Origin of the sequence: Nitrospira sp. MA-1, from assembly GCA_032139905.1 — a bacterium.
GTDB lineage: Bacteria > Nitrospirota > Nitrospiria > Nitrospirales > UBA8639 > Nitrospira_E.
Map to the genome: position 1 here is coordinate 55,896 of JAQJDB010000004.1, position 19,952 is coordinate 75,847.

Consider the following 19,952-nt stretch of genomic DNA (forward strand, 5'->3'; position numbering starts at 1 on the left):
ATGAATATTTCCTTTACATTGCTTGGAACTTCCTGCAGGACTGGAGCATTGGTTTGCCTTGGTCTTTCCTTGTTGTGCCTACCCGGCATGGTCTATTCTTCCGATTCCACGAAGTTTGTGGTTGACAAAAGTCATGAATATTTTCCTGATCAGGTGGGAAATGAATGGGTGTATAAGGGAACGATGATCGAAGGAGGCATGGTCCAGATTAAGAATGAGGATACACAGTTTACGAATATCTCAAAAGTGACCGGGACAGAAATCCTGGAGGGAGTGGAGGTTACGGTTTTCAACGATACCAATCCTGGGAATCAGGGCCCGTCGGATAGTTATTATCGCCGTGATATTGCAGGGATCCGATATTATGGGTCGAAACCCGGGACGACGTTGGAGCGCCAATTGGTGCCCTATCAAATCGTGCGGTTTCCCCTAGAGATCCCTAGCTCTTTCGAGCAATTTAACCGGACCGGGGTGGATTTTGGAACAGATGTGGATCATGATGGAGAAAAAGAAACGGTGGATATTGAGGCAACTGTCTCCGTTCAAGGACAAGAGACCGTGATCGTACCGGCTGGCGTATATCCGGAAGCCATTCGGCTTGAAGCCAAAATGATCATGAAGGTGCATTTGTCGGAGAGTGGAGAGACAATCCAAGGAACAGATACGATGACGGCCTGGTTTGCTCGTGGGGTGGGATTGCTCAAATACATTGAACGGCAAACCATTCCTTCCGTTCGCAGTCAAAATGAACGGATGGTCGAAGTGATTGAGGAATTGGAAAAGGTGACAGTGGCATCTGAAGTGGCATTATTGCGTCGGAGCGAAGCCACGGCGAAGCGTGTTTTCCGTAATCACTTTTTCCACCATGAATTGCTCAAGATACCCGCTTCCGCCGGCTTTCCGGCCGATTCCTGATAATCGATGCCCTCCAAAAGGCTGCCGGTTCACCAATGATCCGGTAATCGGTCGATTGATATATAAATTCCCCACATCAAATGTGTCACGAGCCAGTTGGATATTGGCAGGACTGCGTGAATAGATTCCTCCGGTAAGGGCATAGGGGGAATTATTGGCTAATTCCAGAGCTTCAGAAATTGTAGAGACCTTCAACACAACCATGACCGGGCCAAATATTTCATCCTGAACGACAGGATGCGAAGGGGGTAGATTTGTGAGTATCACCGGCCCTTGAAAATACCCAGGTCCCTCAATCTGACAATCGAGAAGGCACGTACCATCTGTTTTCCCAAGTTGCACAAAGTGCCGGACTCGTTCCAGTGCCCGTTGATCAATGAGTGGTCCCATCCGGTTTCCAGGGTGTTCGGGTGGACCAATCGGAATGCTTGAAGCCGCCTGTTTGAGTCGTTCAATAAATAAGGGGTACACATCGTTTAGGACAAGGATTCTGGAGCAGGCGGAGCATTTTTGTCCTTGGTAGCCGGTTGCGCTGGCTAATGCCCCCATTACCGCTTCATCCAAATCGGCCGTTTCATCAACAATGATCGCATTTTTTCCCCCCATTTCTGCAATGACATGTTTAATATGTCGCTGTCCAGCCGACACCTGACCGGCCTCCCGGATAATATTCAATCCAACGGTTTGTGATCCTGTAAAGGCAATGAGATGGACCTTGGGGTGTTTGACAAGGGCTTGTCCCACGTCCGGCCCACCAGGAAGAAATTGCAAGACGCCTTCAGGTAACCCAGCTTCCATGAGCAGCGTGAAGAGGTGATACCCCATCATCGGTGAGCGCTCGGATGGTTTAAACAGCACAACATTCCCGCTGACTAAGGCTGCCGAAACAAGACCGGTGGGGATGGCTAACGAAAAATTCCACGGCGCAATCACCACGGCCAATCCTCGTGGTTGGAAAATCCGTTGGTTATATTCCCCTGGCTCTATTCCCAGGCGCTCCGGAGTGCCTAACCGAATCATTTCCCTTCCATAAAATTCCAGAAAATCGATGGCTTCAGCGACATCGGCATCGGCTTCCCGCCAGGGCTTACCGGTTTCCAGTATTTCCCACGCGGCTAATTCCGATTTGCGTTGTCGCATCAGCCCGGCTGCATGAAATAAAATCCGCGCACGAGCTTTCGGAGGGACCTTTGCCCACGTACCGATATGGTCGTGCGCGATGTGAACAATCGGATCAATCTGGTCAGGAGATGGAGTTGGAAATTTGGCAATAATTTGCCCAGGAAAACTAGGGTTAGTCGAGATCAGTTCTGCCCCAAACCATTGCATGGGGGTTGGAACCGGATATGAATGGATTTGTCCCAGGAGGGGACCGATGTGATTGAGAGCTAGAGAAAGATCTCGTTGAACGTCCTTTTGAGAAAAATCCGAATGTGGTTCGTTGGAAAATCTCTCGGGACTGTCTTCAGCGAGTACAGTGGCTTCCGGCTGAATTTCCCGAGACATCGTCTCCTCTCCATTCTTGTGAGCGTTTGAGGGTGCCAATAGCAGATGCTCCAGGGATTCGGCCGTTTCATATTGGCGTCGAATAAAACTTTCATTCGAGGTATTTTCCAATAACCGACGCACGAGATAGGCCATGCCGGGAAGAAGTTCCCCAATCGGCGCATAGACTCTAAGCCGAAATCCCTGTTGAACCACGGCATCACGTAGAGGTTCGGCCATGCCATATAACATCTGATATTCAAACGTTCCCGGCGGGAGATTAAGTGAGTCGCCCATCGCCTGGACTACGGCTAAGGTTCGAATATTGTGCGAGCCAAAGGCCGGGCGAATGAAGGCTCGATGTTCCAGAATTCGCTGGGCGAGGTGTTCGTAGTTCGCATCCGTGTCGGTTTTTTTTAAGAAGACCGGGATGGGCCAACCTTGTTGTTGATAGCGAATCACTTCAGAGTCCCAGTAGGCGCCTTTGACGAGGCGAATACCGAAGGGAGTGTTGCGCTGTTTTCCCCATGCTAGAAGAGTATCCAGTGTGTGGTTGGTGTGCTTGAGGTAGGCTTGTATGGCGATGCTGGCATGCGGAAAATGTTGGTAGGCAGGTTCAGAAAATAAGCGCATAAATACCAAAAGAATGAGCGGCTCCAATTCGGCCTGTTCCATATCAAATGTGAGGGAGGCAGGGAGGGCCTGCGCAAGCTCCAGGATCGATCGTAGTCGAGGGGCAACCCCAGCGTAACTGCTCTCAGGATCAATCGGGTCTAATTGCGAATATAAGGCAGAGAGTTTGATGGACAGATTGATCCTGGGAAGAGACCCAAGATGATCGGTTTCTAATAGATGTTGATGATTCCATTGTGGGATAATCTCATGTAATTGGGTCAATGTCTGAAGGCATCGCGTGTGATATTGGTCGGCCTCCTCTTCACTGACCGTGGATTCTCCGAGCAAATCCAGCGAACACGCACTTCCTGCTTCCCAAAGTTGAGTGAGCGTCGGGACAGCGTGACCGACGGTTTCCCCTGCCATAAATGTGTAGGCCATTTTCAAAAATTGGCGTCGCAATATCCGTGTCCCAACTTGGGCCGTAAGGGAATTTTTTGAAAACCGGTGCAGGAGCCACTGCAGGGGACCAGGGAGAGTCGGCAGATCTTGGAAGTATTCCTTCAGGATACGCACAAATTGTGCGTCTGTCTGAAGGGAGGGAAGGACGTCAATAAAGCGAAACAATTGCACTTTGAACTGTTCATCACGAGTTCCCCAATCTAGAAGCAGTGAGGTCCACCACCGGTGATCCCAAAATCCCGGTGTATGGTGATGAGCGTATTTGGCTAATGTTTGTCCAATGCGCCGAATGTCAGGTTCCAACGAATCATGCGCAATCATCGGCTTTTTCCTCCTAAAGGTATTTTACACCTTTTCGGAGAATGGGGAAGAGAGGTGAAGGGGGGGCAAACCGGGAAAAGGGATTAGGGCTGGCAAGCCGAGAGACGTTTACCGGAAATACTGCCATGAGGACCAAGGGAGTTTTTAAAAGTGCCTTCCAAATGAGTGTCGTTGTTGCTGAGCAGCAAACTATCTTCCTGAACTCCTTGGAGAAATGTCCATTGGAGATAGACCGTATCCCCGTGAATCTCAATAGTGGTCGGTGCGATTTGAGACGGCGAGGATTGGTCAGGGGGTGAAAAGGTGACAGTCATTTTACGATCGCCATGGTTTTGGTGGTTATGTACTATCCATCGCCAGGTACCGCACAGCCGGGTGGTGTCAACATTGGCTTGTTCCAGTTTTTGCCACTGCTGAATCTTTTGCCAGGCTTCCCATGCTGTCCTATGGGCGGTGGCCTCCAACTGGCTGATTTTTGTGAGAAGAATCATTCTAAACATAGGGAAAAGCCGGGTTTCAATATAATGCTGAGTATAGGCATCATGAATTGATTGGGCGGATTGGTGCTGATTGGCTATGTTATCGGGAGTTTGCCAATACTCGAGTAACCTCTCCTCGATTCCTTTTTGGCCGTGCTGCGTGAAAGTACTCGTCCAGGATTGGGGACTATTATCCCAATCCGGATACGTTTGATCGTAATATGAGGCAAATTTGGCAAATTCTTCGCTAGGGGGAGGTGGGTGAGAGGTCATCGTGTGAGACCAAGCCGATACTTGTTTGTAGCCATTAATGACAGATTCCAAAGCTTGAGGGGGCGAGTGTTTCGTGATCCATTTCAGGTGTGCATCGTCGGGGATGATGTCGGAAAGTGGTGGGATACCTATTGTTGGTTTAATAAGAATCTTCCGAAATGTTTGCGTATGAATGGTAGTAGCCAGTGAGTTCAAGTAGATGATGATCGCTTCCTTGATCTCTGCTGGGAGATTCAACTGCGTAGGTAACAGTTGTGATTTCATGTGAGAGCGTGAACCTCTTTCACCTGGAATGGTTGTGGCTTTGAATAGGGCTAAAGCCTCGTCATCAGAGGAAAGCTGAAGAATTTGTGTACGATGTTTTTCAAGGAGGGACCAGGGGAGCCTAGTTGATTCCTGATCGGCAAAGGCAGTCGAAAGGAAAGAGAAAATCAAGACTTTGGCGCAAACAAACCAGAGAATCAACCAAACATTTCGATTGCCACGCCATTCCATTTTTCAAAAAAAGAGTTGGCGGTGTATCGGGATAAATGGATGAAAGGAGTCAGGCATGGATTTCAAAAATCAAACGATGCTTATGGGGTTTTGTGAATGATCGCGTTAATGAAGTCTATTGAGGTTTGTAGCACGTCTTCTAGATCTGATGCCCGGTAGCTAGGAGTGCTACTTTGCCAGAATTCATCGGAGGCGTCGGGATAAGATCGCACTTCGATCTTTTTCCCGGCCTGGTTGGCCATTTTGCAGAACTGGTCACGTTCTTCTGCTGAATTGAGTAGGCTTTTTCCCGGTGTCTGGAGCAGAAGGGGGCAGTATAAACGTTGAGCCAATTCAGGGTCGGTTGGCAGAGTCCCAGAGATTGCCACTGCGGCCTGAAGGCGACGTCGATGCGCAGCAGTTTTGATTGCCAGGGATCCGCCCATTCCAAACCCGATCACGGCATGCGCATTGCGGGTGGTTCTTTCTAAATTTATATCCTCGGTCAGGTTAGCGTTGAGAAATTCAAAGCTGGCATTGATGTCTTGTAAGGCTTGTTGCTCATTGACTCGTTCCATTAAGGCATCGGCAACTTCAGCATTGGCCGTCACCATCCCGCCCTGTCTCACATACAAATTGGGAACTAAGACCACGTACCCTTGGCAGGAGAGGCCTTTTGCTAATTCCTGAATATGGGACGTGAGTCCATAGCGATCATGCAGGAGGACCATAGCCGGTAGTATTTTGTTGGCCTCTTGGGGGGCGAATTGAAGACCCTCCACCTGCGGGCCTTTAGCATGTCGTGTTTCCGCGTAGGGATCCACCATGTGGTCTTTGTGTGTTTCAAAAATTCCTGAACTATTAAATCGCACAACGGTATATCCAATTTGTTCAATGTCATAGGGAGTAGTGTGTTGGGTCATCAGAATAGCCTTTGGATAAGAATGAGCCGAGCTAGCGGAAAAGGAAAAATCATTGAAAATTCAATGGCAAAAGTCAAAACACTATATCGGTGGATTCTTTGGCCTGTCAATCGAGCATCTGTTCTTCAGAGCGGGAAGCGTTAAACGAAGATTTTTTATTGGTTTCGTCTTTCAGAGGAATGATTCCATTGGAATGCATTCTCTGGTGATAAGAGTTCGGTCATGCCATATTTCCTCACATGGGAAGCCATCTCAGAATAATTGGCATCTCTTTTTCGAGGAAAACCACACCACATTCACGCAGGAAAAAATCAACTCAAATGCTATTGTGCGTTTCGTTAATTTTGTAATCAGATATTTCTTGCTAATTCCTAAAACGATCAGTTTGACCACCTTCCAAGTCCATTTTTTCTTGATACAAACTGTACTTCCTGAATCCTAGAAAAGTTCATTAGGGAATATTGCCAATGTGGTGGCTTTTAGTGTAAGATGGCGCCTGCAGTGGAATGTCAGAAGGTTGGATATCGGGATAAGGAAAGGAGTTGAGCATGGAACGGCGAGTCACTTCCCATACGGAAGAAGAAGAAATGAATCAACGCCGTCGCCTTCTCACGCTTGCACGGAAAGGGGATCAAAAGGCGGTTGAATCGTTATTCGAATTATATCAAGTTCGGGTTTTTTCAGGGGACGCTCTGAAAAAAAAGAAGTTGCCAACGTTTCCCTTGCCCACGCCAACAGGATCTTCGGGGAAAGGCTCGGGGAAGGGGATAAAGAAATTAGGTAAAATATCCAAATCTTCTCCATCAGAGAGGAATTCTCTTCCATTAACCGCCAAGGTACCGCAAGAGTCAAAAATGATGTCGGGATTGCCCACCAAGAAAATTGGAAAAATTAAAGTGGCAAAGCCATCTGCAGGAAAATCCGTACAAACTGCTCCCAAGCTTGGAAAAAGTAAAAAAGGTGTTCCTGTTGCCAAAGCCAAGACTCAGAAATCCACCTTGTCTGTGAGACCGGCCAGGGCAAAGAAAAAGTAATAATAGATAGGGCAACTCTGTCGTGTGGTGTCAGAATTCAATAGCGGACTTCAACTCTCAAACCACCTGCTGCCAACTGCTTCCCAATTATATCAGCGTCTTTAATGTCTCCTTGATAGACGATTGCACTTCCGTGGTGATCAATCTGCCAGGCTAATTCAAAGGCTTTTTTCGGGGTCATCCTGGGAATCACCTGACAAAAAAGACTGACGACTTGTTGGTAGGTATGACAATCGCAATTGTAGACGACGACTTCAGCCTCAAAATCTTTTCCGGTTCCTGTGTCAATGGTTTCTAGGGTTTCCGGGTCTTTTACGATTCCATAGGTAATAGGGTAGAGCATTCTGCATTGTAGCAATGGAGCTGAGGTCCCTCAAGTGAATGCCTAGGGACCCGTTATTTTGAAGAAGCCCCGATTACAGAACAATCAGGAAATTGATCGTCAGAGATACTTGACCTATGATTGTCCTTCCTGAATCAAGCATGGCAGAATTGTTGCCGAAGAAAACTAATGCAGGGGTGTGCCAAATTCGACAGCTAGCGTGAAAAAATGATGTGCCAAATAGGAACCCTCTAAGTAACATAAAGGAGTGTTTGTGGGTAAAACGATACTGGTAACTGGAGCTGCGGGGTTTATTGGAAGCCATGCGGTGGAAGCATTGATCAGGCGTGGAGATCAAGTGATTGGAATCGATAATCTCAATGATTACTATGATCCTGCGCGTAAAGAGAAAAATCTTCGAGAAGTGACCGAACATGCCAAAACGGAGAAATGGCCCGGCACATTTCAGTTTCTCAAAGGAGATATTCGCGATCGAGAGTTGGTTGCAAATCTTTTTTCTGATCATCGTTTTGACGCTGTTATCCATTTAGCAGCGATGGCGGGAGTTCGGGTATCCATTGATGACCCTGGACTATATTACGATGTCAATGTGATGGGGACGATGGCCTTATTGGATGCGTGTGTGGGGCGGATTGGTTCACAGGGTAAACGTTCACCTTCTCCGATATTTGTGTTTGCATCAACTTCCTCTGTGTATGGCAATACCAAGACGATTCCCTTTGTTCCGGAGGATTCGTGTGATAAGCCGCTTGCCCCGTATGCGGCAAGTAAGCGAGCAAGTGAATTGCTAGGGTATACCTATCATCACTTGTATGGGTTGGATTGCACCGTATTTCGATTTTTTACCGTGTATGGCCCACGTGGTCGTCCCGATATGATGGCCTATAAAGTATTGGATAATATATTTACTGGCTGTGAAGTCCCTCTCTATAACAATGGGAACATGCATCGAGATTGGACGTATGTCGAAGATATTGTCAGTGGTCTTACCGCGGCGGTGGATCGTCCTATGGGTTATGAAATCCTGAATCTTGGACGAGGTGAACCTGTCCACCTTGTCGACTTTGTGAAAGGCATTGAGCAATTAGCAGGACGTGCGGCGCACCTAGTTCCCGCGCCCATGTTGGATGCCGATATAGCCTACACCTTTGCCGACATTTCCAAGACCCGCAAGCTATTGGGGTATAATCCTCAAACATCTGTGCCCGAAGGAGTCGCGAAATTTTGGGCATGGTATCAATCGGAGATATTGCCGGCTTCAGCCTCAAAGCCCTAACCCCGAATTTCTCAATTCCGCCGTTTTGCCCTCTCATTCTTTCAGAGTCTGTTCCTATTCCCCGGTTCAACTGGACCGGGGAATCTATGCCTCTATTCCTGCTTGAAAACGAGCGACAGAAGGTTTCCTCCCATTTCGTGCCTGTTGTTGACGTTGAATAATGATATCTGGTCCTTCGGGTATGATGCTCAAGGGGACATTTTTTCGCATGTTGCGGGAAGCCTTAACTTTTCTACGGAACTGCCGAAAAGGATTTACACGTGTCCATCTTAGAAGAATAAAGATAATTTTGGCAGTCTTTCAGAGGCCATTCAGTATTCGAGATGAAGGAGAAATATTCTTCTTTCTCTCATGATACGAATAGTCACCATTGCACCAGGAGGATCTCATGTGGGTTTGTCCAAAACGTAGCGCTTTAATTGTCGTTGTCACGTTGGGAGTCCTTATGGCTTCGGGGTGTAGTAGCCATTCGGTCCGAACTGGGGCCAACTCGGAAGGGGATGGGATGGCCTCAAGTGAAGATGCAGTTGACACCAATAGGATTATGGGTCAGGCAAATGGATCAGGTGAGGGAAGAGGAATAAATGGCGGGTTGGTTAATGGAGTCAAACCTTCTCAGCATTCGAATGGTTCGAATTCCCAAGATATGGATATGGTTAATGGGGCAGATCCAAATTCGAATCCTGAAGGGATGCAGGGAACGCAACGAGCATTTGGCCTAGGTGGCTCAAACTATAAGCATCAATACCCCGGTGTAGATGGATCTGACCCTAATCATGGACCTGTTTCTGGATTTGAAAATGGAATGGCGTCGAGTCAGAATCCTGATCCAGAAGCTTGGGCAAATGCCTATTTGGGAGATGGCAAGAATCGCCGTGAGTTTTATGGAGATCCGTCAAAGTCCGGGATTCCCATGGACGGCTCTTCACAAGGAGGAGTGAATCCTGCGAACTGGGGCGAAGCGTATAGGAAGGAACATGGCGGTCCTTCTCCTGAGTATGTCGATCCCGATTCGAGCATTGCTATTGGCCCTGGCCAGCAAGGGCGGGTCTCAGTGGGAATTGGGAGAACCGATAAGAATGGCTCGATATTTGAGTCAAATTTTAGTGGGTCCATGGGGATCCAACGGGGTCAGGTTCAGGACATTTACTTTGCCTTTGATAGTTGGAATATTTCTGGCGACGCCGCCAAGTTTCTTGAGGAAGGGGCCCAATGGTTGCAGGCGAATCCTGGAAAGGCTTTGACGATTGAGGGGCACTGCGACCAAAGAGGGACTCAGGATTATAATTTGGTATTAGGTCAAAAACGGGCCGATGCAGCACGAACATATTTAGTGAATCTCGGTGTGCAACCGGACCGGATTAAAATTGTCTCCTACGGCAAAGAGCGACCATTTTGTCAACACGACAATGAAGATTGTTTCCAGGAAAATCGACGAAATCATATGGTTGTTCGGGTCAATTGAAAGTAGGGCTCTCATAGGACCCTCTGTGGTCTTCGAATAAGAGGATGCGAAGCACTCGCATCCTCTTCATTTTTCTTGTACATCCGTTTTTCAACCAAAAAGACAAAAAGGCTGGAATAGTTAGGTTATCCTCTCCTAATCTTTCTGTCTGAAAATCTTGCACCGGTTTTTAATGAGTGGTAGAGTCTCCACCCCAATCTGTGCGATGCCGGAGTGGCGGAATAGGCAGACGCAAGGGACTTAAAATCCCTCGGGCTTACCAGCTCGTACCGGTTCGACCCCGGTCTCCGGCACCAACCAAATCAATCGCTTGAAGCGACGAACCTCTAAATGTTTCTCGATCTTGTCTTCAGTAATCTTGTCTAGAAGAGTAGAGCCGCCCAAAACCGGAAGAAACCGCCTGGAAAACCAATTGGACTTTTTTTGAAAAATCCGTTGGCGTTGAAATTCGGGGTCTGTCAGATAAGTGTCTGTGAGGGCCTTAAACGTCATTGGCCCTTTGGCTTGATCGCTCACAATTTTTCCCATCATTAAGTCCGTTATATTTGGCCATTTGTTTCTTAGACAAAGTCACGTTGAGAGTTGAGGTTTTCCACCGCTTTAGCTTGACTCCCAGTGTCTCTCCTGCTACCTGAAGTATCTTCCCGTCATCCACGACACGAAACTTCACGTACCTTTCTTCCTTTATTTTGATCAGTCCCATAAGACTTCTTATAGATTGAGGAAATGGGTGATTATCAATGACTTGGGCCAGTGTGACATAATGCACCACGGCCCGCTCTTCCAATGCACGAATGGGAAGCCCTTGGGCTTGCCGAATTCGCTTTAATGCCATCTCCGGATTCTTCATGTGAGTGTTTAGACTAAAAGTGGTTAGCTGAGTTTTCTCGGAAGCGGCATCACGATTTGCGTTTTGATATAACCATCCAATGCGGTGGGTTCAAATATGCCCGCACTTTCCGAGAGTTGTCTTTTACCCACAAAGCCTCTTCACTCTCTCCTCTGTCTTACCGATAAACCTCTTATGCAGGACTTTGATAACTCCAAGCATCCTACCACCAGAGTATTAACCCTTTCCGGACATCTGGATTCCCTTCAAACCCTGAGGCTTGAAAAATTTATTGAGGAGGCCCAGCAAGGAACCTGTCGTCACGTCATCCTCAATCTTTCCAAAGTGGCCACGATGGACCTGGGCGGAGTGGGCAACCTCTTCACGTGGTACCACGCTTTGCATATCAATCAGGTGCGCCTCAGTATCGTGGCTCCGTCCCCCATGGTCCGCAATACGATGGAATCTCTCCATTTGACGGAACTCATTTCAATCCATTCGTCCATCCCTGAAGCGATCAGTCATCATCATGTCCCCAATTCCGTTTCTTCCTAGATACCTCCTGGTGTCATCGGCAGCACTGTCTATTTCTGAATCCATCGCTCTACCTGGTTCGTAGCAAGTTTAGAGTTTTAGCCTTTGCGCTTGGCTTTCGTTGCTCAGGTCGCAAACTGCAATATTCACCCATTATCACGGTGGGAAACTCCACGAATGATCTCACCTTTTTTGGTAGTTCAACGACATCACTTTACTTTTTGAGTAGTTTGCTCATTAGGACCACCAGTACGTACCTCTAGTCTTAACGAGTAATTGTTCGGCCTACCCGGAAAAGATTGAATATAGCCCTATGTATTAACATCCCATTTTTATTCTCTACAAATTAAGAGGTAGATTCGATGCTCCAAGTCCGCGAAAAACTAAATAACCAATCAACCGTCATCATCTTCACGGGACGGTTTGATCGACAATCAACCATTGGTATTGGGGATCTGATCCTTGGATCCAAGGACATGAGGTGTCAGCACATCATTTTGGATTTTATGGGCATCACCGGGATTGATTCGGTGGGTCTCGGTCTCCTGTATCTTTGGTACCATAAACTACAACCTCAACACATTGGGCTAAGTATTGTGGGGCCTTCTCCTAATGTTCAGGCTGCGCTGGAAGGCTGTCACCTTCCTGCCTGCGTTCCGGTCTATGCCACTGAGCACGAGGCAATCAGACAGGAAGTTTACTGTTAGAGGGCTTCATCGTTCGGACATCAGTATGGTCGTCTGTTCTTTGATCCACTAATCCCGGGTTGTAGGAACACCAGTCATCAAACTCTCATTTTTTTGGGAATATGTCGCCTTCCTCCTACTTTAATTCACTGGGAGTCCTGGTATTGATCTGCAAAAATCCTAGTGAAAAGCTCCACAACTGACTCAAGAGGTGATTGAAACCGAAGGTAAATTTCTTCAGGTGGCGAGGAGATTTGAGTAAGGATTTGAGAATGCCAAAGTGGTATTTCTTTTTGAGTCGTAACCCTTAAAATTGAATCATTCGCGTATTACTTTCCCTGTGTGATTTCGTTGTGAGGTTTTTTTGTTTTCTTCCATCAAAATGTAGCTGGCCGGTTTTTCCCCTATCAAAAAACTATTGGACTGAATGGTTCTTAATTAGATGTTTCTATATTCCCCAAAATTTTTCCTACGAAAAAAAACTGATGAAGAGCTAGAAACTACTGTGAAGGGGCTCAAGTTAACTAATGGCCACGGCTAGGTCACGTCGACAGTCGGAACACTTGGCTCCTTCTTTCGAAACCGATACCAATCGAATGTAATGTGCGCACCACATGCAGTAGAGATACCCTGGTCCATTGAATCGAAACGGATAGGTGGGGGAAAGCTTTCCCCAATTGACCGTTTCTATGGGATACCAGGAGTGTGTGTGTGGCAGCATTACCTAAAAATCCTTTCTCAATAAAATGGTTGGTCCCGACCCCTATGCTGAAATGTGTGTTTTTGCTAATTCCAGAACCAGTGAAGGGAAAAGACTCCCAAAAACGCTATCACCGTTTCAATCACCCATAAGGTCGTCCAGTCCATAAAGATGTCCCCCCTGGTTTCTTTCTTGTCCTTTTTCTCGTCTTTGCTCATAAAATAGCAACCTTAATGCCATATAATCCGGCGCATCGGACCGACCGGCTGCCCTCCTACCAACTAATTGATTATTAAAAGAAACAGGAAAAGTAGAGGAAGGAAAGTTGCGATCTAACCATGGAGGCCGAAGTATCGGAATAGATACAGATCGTATCTCATTCGCTGAGGAAATCTGGCTTTTTGACGAGCACGTCATTCAGGATGTTTGGAAGGACCGTATTATTGGCCTACATAATAGCCTCTGACTCCTTGTGGGGTCGGACTTTTGAGTTTTATTCGTCTTAGGGATTCACAAAGGATATGTGTTTGATCCTCCTCCGAACCGGTAGACATTCCTATACTTAAAGTAAGGTAGGGGATGGAACGTCATGACCAGGAACCTATTGACGGATGAGTTCAAAGAAGAAGAGGTCATGCAGGTATTTTCAGGCTTTTAATCTCCTCCCAGCTTGACCCTGGTCTCAGCATCACGTTTCTTTTCTGTGTTGTCTTCGCCTTTTTCCCACTGTGTTGTAGCGTGTGGGTGATCAGTGAATTGCCCTGGTCGTTAAAATTTTCATAGAACATTTTTACCCATTGGGTAAGGTCTGCTTGGTGTTTTATATGAGGCCAAGCGCCTCGTCCCATTCCCTGTTCTATACACACATGTTTTTTGAGGAAATTTTTAATATAAAAAAGTGGATATCGAAATATTTCAAAATGGGAGCATGGCACATCTGTTGCTGATATATGGGATCTGAAGGATAGCGGAGCAGAGGCTATTCCAGTCATATTATGTGTCAGATCATAAAGGAGGGACAGGTGCATGTTGGTACGAGCACGGTGGGAGAAGGAAACGAGGGTCTTGCTGCTTTCTGGTCGGTTCGATAAATTTGGACGAGTACCAATTGAAACGGCCTTGGCGGCGGGAGAGGGACGAGCTTGCAACCACGTTGTGATGGATTTTTCACGAGTGTCGTCAATGGATAGTGCAGGCATTGGAAGATTGTTGTTGCTCTATCATTCGCTTCGAAGGAAAGGCATGGGATTGACGGTGATCAATCCAAAACCCTCGGTTGAGACACTTTTGGATCTGGCGGATCTAACCACCATTATTCCCATTATCCCGGAAAAGTCTGAAATCCGATCGGTTGCCTGATCCCCAGAGAAAGAGAATCGAGTTTTTCTTAAGTTGTGGAATCGCAAAACCGAAATGGAAATTATTGACCTATGATGTCTATGATCCATACCCAACCGACTTCAATTGACGATATGCATGTTATTACATTCGGGACCTGCTTTGATGGGTCTGCCGAACCTGCTTTAGAGGCGGCTGTTTTACAGGTGCAGGAAATTCAGGGCAAACATATCATTCTGAATATGGAAACCCTGACCACACTTAATAGTCGTGCCTTAGGGAAATTATTCCTCACCTACCATCATCTCAATCGGAAGCAAATCCGGCTCAGTATGGTCAATCCAAAGCCGGCAGTCCGTGAAATGTTAGCATTTGTCAATTTTCCGAAGATCGTCCCCATCTATGATTCGGTTGATGACGTAGTGGCTTTCGAGCAACGTCAGATGGAATCTTCAGGCATCCCAGAGTAACCGACGTCACAAAAGGCGTATTGAGGCCAGGGGCATTTCGGATAAAAATGCGGCTTGGGAAAATGGGTAAGATTAATGAATGAGGTTCTCGTATATGAGTTGACTAAAAGGAGCGCTTCCCTCTGAAAGGAGATGCAGCATGTCGATTAAAACCGGTCAACATATCGTCGAAGGATCCATGTCCAATCTCCTCCTTCATTAAGATCCAGGCACTTTCCTGGAGGCCGCCCTCTATTTCGGAAGACAAGCAAATTGAATATCTGCCCAACGTCTGATTCCTAAGGCATTAACCCAGGCACTCCGGGATCTCGCCCCGACGGTTCAGAGGCGGACTTGCAGTTTTTGATGCCTATGGGTGCCTGCAAGGCCTGAACCGGTTCTCCGACCATTCGCCATAGCCTTCTTGTTTGCACCCCTCGCCTTCGTCGGTTTGCCTTTGGCATACTGATGCCGGTATCCCTTCATTGACTTCCATTTTCCTCCCTTCCTAGAATCGTCACCTTGGCGGCTTATCCAATTCTCCCGGAAGGGATCTCTGGCTCGTGAATGAAAGCGTCGTCCTCGATAAGGTTATCAAAACTCATGGTCTCGTGAGGGCGGTGGATCATGTGTCCTTGGCGATTCAGAACGGGGAATTTTTTTCCATATTGGGACCGAGTGGGTCGGGGAAAACCACAATCCTTCGGTTAATTGCTGGATTAGATCGGCCGGATCAAGGGGACATTATAATTCAGCAACGTGCTGTCACCTTGGATCCCCCTCATAAGCGACCCGTGAATATGGTGTTTCAGCATTATGCGCTCTTCCCGCATCTGTCCGTGTTTGAAAATGTGGCCTTTGGATTAAAAATGAAAGGAGATGGCCGGGCCAATATTCAAAAGGCGGTGAGTCACATGTTGGCTCTGGTTCGTTTGCAAGGAAAGGAGAAGCGACTCCCCGGGCAACTGTCCGGAGGGGAGCAACAACGGGTGGCGCTTGCACGAGCCCTAGTGAATCGTCCGGTCGTCCTGCTGTTGGATGAGCCCTTGGCTGCTTTGGATCAGCAGCTACGCCAGGAGATGCAGGGAGAATTGAAGCGATTGCAGCGTGAGGTGAAGGCGACATTTATTTGCGTGACCCATCAGCAGGATGAAGCCCTCATGCTCTCGGATCGGATTGCGGTCATGCATGGGGGGAAGTTGTTGCAGGTGGGAACGCCTCAGGAGATTTATGATCACCCCGTATCTTCGGTTGTGGCCAAGTTTATCGGGCTTTCCAATGTGTTGTCGGGCACCATTGCCAGTTGTGACGGTGGGTTGTGTCGGGTTGAATCGAATGGCTTGTCACCCGTCATGGTCTCGTGTTCCCCACATGATTTTCCGCAGGGGGCCGTCACGGTCATAGTTCGCCCCGAACGCGTGCATGTGTCCTCTAACATGTCTGCCAATCGATATGACAATGGTCTTCAGGCGATGATGCACCACGTGGCATTTTCCGGGAATGAAGTGGTGTACCATGTTCGGCTTCAGGACGGGGCGATCTGGATGGCTCGCGTGCCAATTGCCGAAGCACAGGCCTGTCCCTTGACAGTTGGTCAACAGGTGTACGTGCAATGGTGGGCACACGATGGGTTGGTTTTGCCCTCCCAATCTCCTCCATGCTGACCAATCGTTTTGCCACATCTTCCGCATTTCCTGTCAGGCTGTCCCTCGTATCGGCAGGCCTCTTCTTGGGCCTGTTCTTTTTTCTCCCGCTGGTATTGGTCTTTGGAGTGAGTCTGGCAAGCCGGGGATTGTATGGGGGAATTTCCTGGATCGCGACCTGGGAAAATTATCAACGTGTCTTCGATCCGCTCGTGGGAGTCATATTTTTTCGGTCGCTTCTCCTGGCTGGATTAACGACTCTAGTTTGTGCAGTGGTGGCGTTTCCCTTAGCCTATTGTCTGGCCAGGGCTTCCCGGCCCTGGCAACTCATATTATTGACCCTTGTGATGATTCCATTTTGGACGAATTTTTTGGTTCGCACCTATGCGTGGGTGTTGATTTTTCGGGCGGACGGTATTCTGAATAGTCTGTTGATCAGAGTGGGGTTTCTGGAGGAGCCGCTTTCCTTATTGTTCACGGATGTGTCGGTATTTGTGGGACTGGTCTATGGCTATCTGCCCTTTATGGTGCTTCCTCTGGTGGCGGCCATAGAACGCATCTCTCCCCAATTAGAAGACGCGGCGTTTGATTTATATGCGTCTATGGGCGCGATGTTCCGACATGTGCTGCTCCCGCTCAGTGCCCCAGGTTTTCTGGCCGGGGGAGTGTTGGTCTTTATTCCTTCCCTCGGTGCCTTTATTACGCCGTATTTATTGGGTGGAGGACAAAACATGATGGTGGGGACCTTCATCCAGCAGGAATTTTTGGTCGCCCGGGACTGGCCGTTTGGATCAGCCATCTCATTCGGGCTGATGGGAAGCGTTCTTCTTATTTGGTTTTTGCTAGCTCGGACGTCAGTGGGAAAGGATCCGTCATGAAGCGGATGCCGAGCAGTTTCATCCTCATGAGTGTGCTGGTCATGCTCTTTTTATATCTGCCGGTGGTCATCCTGATCGGCCTGTCATTTAATGCCTCCACAATGGGAGTGGCGTGGAAGGGGTTCACGTTTCAGTGGTACGAAAAGCTGGCCCTGGACCGGGCGATTCTCGAAGCGACGGTCAATAGTGTGGTGATTGCAATAATATCAACCGGATTGGCCCTTTTTCTTGGAGTGGGGACCGCCATCGGTCTGGAAACCCGTCAAGGGGGGCAGAAGGCGTGGGTCAACATGATCCTGTTGCTGCCACTGGTCATCCCGGAAATATTATTGGGTGTGGCCTTATTGATGGTGTTTGTCTTATGTCAGGTCCATCTGGGGTTTGGGACCATCATTATCGGACATATGGTCTTCAATCTTCCGTTGACCATCGTCATGGTCAGAGCCCGTCTCCGTAAGCTGGATCCTGCCTGGGAAGACGCGGCGCGTGATTTGGGCGCCACTTCATGGGACGTGCTCACCCGCATCACACTTCCCTTGTTACGTCCGGCAATCTGGGGGGCAGGACTGTTAGGGTTTACCGTATCGTTGGATGACTTTGTCGTGACATTTTTTGTCGCCGGCCCCGGTTCAACCACCCTCCCACTCAAAGTGTTTTCGATGATCAGAACAGGGATGACTCCCGAAGTGAATGCCTTGTCGGCGGTAATGGTCGTGGTCTCCATGCTGTGCGTGGGGTTGTCTTGGTTCCTCCAGGAGCGGTCGGCACCGGCTTCGTCTGAATCTTCGTATTTATGAAGGGCGGCAACTCATGAACATGTTGTGTCAGTGGGCGGGGATCTTGATTCTCCTGGTGGCGGCGGGATGTTCGGAATCTGGCACATCCTCGGAATCACCATCCTCTCAACGCCCTACTCTTTATTATTTTACGTGGTCTGACTATGTGGATGCGGGGGTGGTGGCCAAATTCGAAGCGACCCGGGGGGTGCGGGTGGTCGTGGACACTTTTAGTAGCAATGAAGAGTTATTAGCCAAAGTGCAGACCGGCATGACCGGGTATGATGTGGTGGTGCCTTCTGATTTTATGGCAGGCATTATGGGCCGATTGGGGTTGCTGGCGGAGTTGGATCTGGAAAAAATTCCTCATGTGCAAGATCTGGAGCTCCACCTCCAGCAGCTCTCGTTTGATCCCACCAACCGGTTTGCCATTCCCTATTTATGGGGCACGGTTGGAATGGGGTATAATTCTGAGGTGGTGACGGAACCGCCAACCAGTTGGGAAGCCTTATGGGATCCGAAATTTTCCGGTCGTATCAGTATGCTGAACGATGAACGGGAAGTCTTCGGGTTGGCACTCCAGTCCTTAGGCTACTCGCTGAATAGTGTCGATCCCCAGGCCATTCAACTAGCCAAGCATAAGTTGATGAAGCAAAAGCCCTTGATCAAAGCGTATACGAGTGAACAGTTTGACCAACTACTTGTGGCCGGGGAGGTCGTATTAGCGCATGCCTGGGGAGGGCCGATCGCCAGGGCGATGCGTGAGCACCCGTCAATCCGGTATGCGCTCCCCCAGGAAGGTGGGATGATGTGGACGGATTGTCTGGCGGTCCTGGCCAGTTCTACTCAACAAGCGCTCGCGATGGATTTTATCAATTTTCTTTTAGATGAAGAGGTGGCGCTTGCCACATCGCAGCGACTATTATTTGCTTCAGCCAACCGACATGTTCGGAATCGTCTGCCGGAAGAGATTCGCACGAACACGGCGGTGTACCCGCCAAGTGAGATGCTTGCCCGGATGGAGTGGTTGGAAGATGTTCAGGAGGCCATTCGTTATTATGATCGAGCATGGACAGAGCTGAAAGTGCACTAGGCTTGGCTTGACCCTTTTAGCCATCTGCTACTAAACTGCATGATTGCTAAGTTTTATATACGAGGATTCACGAAAGGGAAGTCCATGATGCAGCGAATGATAATTTCGTCACAGACAATATGTTGGGTGGTCGTGGCCTTTTTCCTGGCCGGCGCTCCGCTGTGGGCGGAAGAACCAGGAACAAGTCGTTCCCCTCTCTACCTGACGCAAGTGCCCTATGAGCCTCCTCCTCCGTCAGAATCAAGAGGGGTCGAGGCCACGCCACCTCCTGAAAGCTTAACGACCGAGGATGAGGAGCGTCTGGAAGCACTTATTCCGCTGCTTGAGGGAAAACAGGAATTTTGGGCCATCGGAGAGTTTGTCTATTTTGGGAAACACTCGATCCCGTATTTAGTAAAAGCCCTCAAGTCGCCGGTGTCCAGAGTCCGGTTCAATGCGGTGGAAACGCTGTCGATGATCAATGATTCCTCCGCAGTCCCGGGCTTACTGGAGGTCGCAATCAATTCGGAGGAAGACTCCCGGATCCGGTCCCATGCATTGCGTGTGGCGACACGATTGGATCCCAACCAGGTCGTTCCGGCCATAGAGGTAATGGTGAAGGACCCCAATTCTACGATTCGGAATACGGCGGTGTTTGAATCACGGAGGGTCCATCGGAAGGAAGTGCTGCCTTTCATTATCAGTGCCATTTCAGATCCAGAGCAATACGTGTCAATCACGGCGCGGGATTCTTTCTGGATTCTCACCAGATTCAGCGGTTCAATCCATGATTGGGAAGCCTCCACCCCTGAAGACAGGAAGGAATGGATGAAGGAATGGTGGTCCTGGTTGGAAGAGAATCAGGAACGATTCGGCGAGACCCCGTCATCCACAAAACCTCTTCGATCACCGGCAGACCTGAATGTCAGTTGACAGTGGTCCCTGAATAACCAAACGAGAGGCCAGGGCCTTCCCGGACGGT

Annotated in this window: 19 protein-coding genes and 1 tRNA gene; 13 read left to right on the forward strand and 7 right to left on the reverse strand. The window is 48.5% G+C overall.

Annotated elements, in window-relative coordinates:
* Window positions 1-87 precede the first annotated feature (87 nt).
* Entirely contained in the window at window positions 88-915 is an 828-nt protein-coding gene (locus PJI16_03340; GenBank protein MDT3776592.1) for a hypothetical protein, read from the forward strand.
* On the opposite strand, the gene PJI16_03345 is transcribed toward PJI16_03340, so the two are convergent.
* The 5 genes from PJI16_03345 to PJI16_03365 form a co-directional block, all read right to left on the reverse strand.
* Window positions 808-3,798: a proline dehydrogenase family protein gene (locus tag PJI16_03345; protein MDT3776593.1), complete on the reverse strand. Its 2,991-nt coding sequence runs from the start codon at window positions 3,796-3,798 to the stop codon at window positions 808-810. The genes PJI16_03340 and PJI16_03345 overlap by 108 nt on opposite strands.
* A gap of 83 nt (window positions 3,799-3,881) precedes the next feature.
* Entirely contained in the window at window positions 3,882-4,814 is a 933-nt protein-coding gene (locus tag PJI16_03350; protein MDT3776594.1) for a hypothetical protein, read from the reverse strand.
* 311 nt (window positions 4,815-5,125) lie between these two features.
* Window positions 5,126-5,947, reverse strand: a complete 822-nt coding sequence (locus tag PJI16_03355; protein MDT3776595.1) for a dienelactone hydrolase family protein — start codon at window positions 5,945-5,947, stop codon at window positions 5,126-5,128.
* Window positions 5,948-6,611: 664 nt separating this feature from the next.
* Window positions 6,612-6,929, reverse strand: a complete 318-nt coding sequence (locus PJI16_03360) for a hypothetical protein (GenBank protein ID MDT3776596.1) — start codon at window positions 6,927-6,929, stop codon at window positions 6,612-6,614.
* An 89-nt stretch (window positions 6,930-7,018) separates the two neighbouring features.
* The gene (locus PJI16_03365) at window positions 7,019-7,324 is read right to left on the reverse strand and encodes an ATP-dependent Clp protease adaptor ClpS (GenBank protein ID MDT3776597.1); all 306 of its coding nucleotides are present in this window, start codon (window positions 7,322-7,324) and stop codon (window positions 7,019-7,021) included.
* Window positions 7,325-7,577: 253 nt separating this feature from the next.
* On the opposite strand from PJI16_03365, the gene PJI16_03370 reads away from it, so the two are divergent.
* The 3 genes from PJI16_03370 to PJI16_03380 all read left to right on the forward strand — a co-directional run bounded on the left by PJI16_03370 (window position 7,578) and on the right by PJI16_03380 (window position 10,361).
* Window positions 7,578-8,600, forward strand: a complete 1,023-nt coding sequence (locus tag PJI16_03370; protein ID MDT3776598.1) for an SDR family NAD(P)-dependent oxidoreductase — start codon at window positions 7,578-7,580, stop codon at window positions 8,598-8,600.
* Window positions 8,601-8,988: 388 nt separating this feature from the next.
* Window positions 8,989-10,065, forward strand: a complete 1,077-nt coding sequence (locus PJI16_03375) for an OmpA family protein (GenBank protein ID MDT3776599.1) — start codon at window positions 8,989-8,991, stop codon at window positions 10,063-10,065.
* A gap of 207 nt (window positions 10,066-10,272) precedes the next feature.
* Window positions 10,273-10,361: transfer RNA gene (locus tag PJI16_03380), tRNA-Leu, on the forward strand.
* A gap of 185 nt (window positions 10,362-10,546) precedes the next feature.
* Here the strand turns inward: PJI16_03380 and PJI16_03385 are convergent.
* A complete protein-coding gene (locus PJI16_03385) occupies window positions 10,547-10,900 on the reverse strand; it encodes a hypothetical protein (GenBank protein ID MDT3776600.1) in 354 nt (117 codons plus the stop codon).
* Between the two features lie 111 nt (window positions 10,901-11,011).
* Between PJI16_03385 and PJI16_03390 the strand changes: the two genes are divergently transcribed.
* Both PJI16_03390 and PJI16_03395 read left to right on the forward strand, forming a co-directional pair.
* Window positions 11,012-11,449 carry an STAS domain-containing protein gene (locus PJI16_03390; GenBank protein ID MDT3776601.1) on the forward strand — a complete coding sequence of 146 codons (438 nt, stop codon included), beginning with the start codon at window positions 11,012-11,014 and terminating at the stop codon, window positions 11,447-11,449.
* Between the two features lie 341 nt (window positions 11,450-11,790).
* Window positions 11,791-12,135, forward strand: a complete 345-nt coding sequence (locus PJI16_03395) for an STAS domain-containing protein (protein MDT3776602.1) — start codon at window positions 11,791-11,793, stop codon at window positions 12,133-12,135.
* 499 nt (window positions 12,136-12,634) lie between these two features.
* On the opposite strand, the gene PJI16_03400 is transcribed toward PJI16_03395, so the two are convergent.
* Entirely contained in the window at window positions 12,635-12,835 is a 201-nt protein-coding gene (locus PJI16_03400; GenBank protein ID MDT3776603.1) for a hypothetical protein, read from the reverse strand.
* Window positions 12,836-13,840: 1,005 nt separating this feature from the next.
* On the opposite strand from PJI16_03400, the gene PJI16_03405 reads away from it, so the two are divergent.
* The 7 genes from PJI16_03405 (at window position 13,841) to PJI16_03435 (ending at window position 19,903) form a co-directional block, all read left to right on the forward strand.
* Window positions 13,841-14,173, forward strand: coding sequence for an STAS domain-containing protein (locus PJI16_03405; GenBank protein MDT3776604.1), 333 nt, complete (start codon window positions 13,841-13,843; stop codon window positions 14,171-14,173).
* A gap of 71 nt (window positions 14,174-14,244) precedes the next feature.
* Window positions 14,245-14,622 (forward strand): STAS domain-containing protein, encoded by a 378-nt coding sequence (locus PJI16_03410; GenBank protein ID MDT3776605.1) that lies wholly within the window; start codon window positions 14,245-14,247, stop codon window positions 14,620-14,622.
* A gap of 542 nt (window positions 14,623-15,164) precedes the next feature.
* The gene (locus tag PJI16_03415; GenBank protein ID MDT3776606.1) at window positions 15,165-16,265 is read left to right on the forward strand and encodes an ABC transporter ATP-binding protein; all 1,101 of its coding nucleotides are present in this window, start codon (window positions 15,165-15,167) and stop codon (window positions 16,263-16,265) included.
* On the forward strand, window positions 16,214-17,122 hold the full coding sequence (locus PJI16_03420) for an ABC transporter permease (protein MDT3776607.1): 909 nt from the start codon (window positions 16,214-16,216) through the stop codon (window positions 17,120-17,122). Before PJI16_03415 ends, PJI16_03420 begins: the two co-directional genes overlap by 52 nt.
* Entirely contained in the window at window positions 17,119-17,919 is an 801-nt protein-coding gene (locus PJI16_03425; GenBank protein ID MDT3776608.1) for an ABC transporter permease, read from the forward strand. Before PJI16_03420 ends, PJI16_03425 begins: the two co-directional genes overlap by 4 nt.
* A gap of 13 nt (window positions 17,920-17,932) precedes the next feature.
* On the forward strand, window positions 17,933-18,991 hold the full coding sequence (locus PJI16_03430; GenBank protein ID MDT3776609.1) for a spermidine/putrescine ABC transporter substrate-binding protein: 1,059 nt from the start codon (window positions 17,933-17,935) through the stop codon (window positions 18,989-18,991).
* A gap of 84 nt (window positions 18,992-19,075) precedes the next feature.
* Window positions 19,076-19,903 carry a HEAT repeat domain-containing protein gene (locus PJI16_03435; protein ID MDT3776610.1) on the forward strand — a complete coding sequence of 276 codons (828 nt, stop codon included), beginning with the start codon at window positions 19,076-19,078 and terminating at the stop codon, window positions 19,901-19,903.
* Window positions 19,904-19,952 lie beyond the last annotated feature (49 nt).